We start from the raw sequence: 423 nt of genomic DNA on the forward strand, positions 1-423 counted from the left end.
AACGTGATGATCGGCTCGTGGGCCCGCGACTCGACGGCCACGAAGAGTCCCAGCAGGACGACGGCCACGGCGAAGGAGACGAGGGTGCCCCCGTCGCGCCAGCCGTCCTCGGACGCGCGGATGAATCCGTAGACCAGGGAGGCCATGCCGCCGGTGGAGGTGAGGGCCCCCGCGATGTCGAAGCGGCCCGGATGACGCTCGGACTCGGTGATGTAGAGCGGCGTGAGCACGGCGATCAGCAGGCCGATCGGCACGTTGACGAAGAACACCCAGCGCCAGTCGAGCCACTCGGTGAGCATGCCGCCCGCCAGCAGGCCGATCGCGCCGCCGCCCGCGGAGACGGCGGCGAACACGCCGAACGCGCGGTTGCGCGCAGGGCCTTCGGCGAACGTCGTGGTGATCAGGGCCAGCGAGGTCGGCGAG

At 71.2% G+C, this 423-nt stretch carries 1 protein-coding gene; it reads right to left on the minus strand.

All coding sequences use genetic code 11. From position 1 onward, the window contains the following. Positions 1-423, minus strand: a 423-nt coding sequence (locus G3I78_RS49060; RefSeq protein ID WP_164437151.1) for an MFS transporter, incomplete at both ends; no start/stop codon positions are given.

Origin of the sequence: Streptomyces sp. SID13726 (genome assembly GCF_010548375.1) — a bacterium.
Taxonomy (GTDB): domain Bacteria; phylum Actinomycetota; class Actinomycetes; order Streptomycetales; family Streptomycetaceae; genus Streptomyces.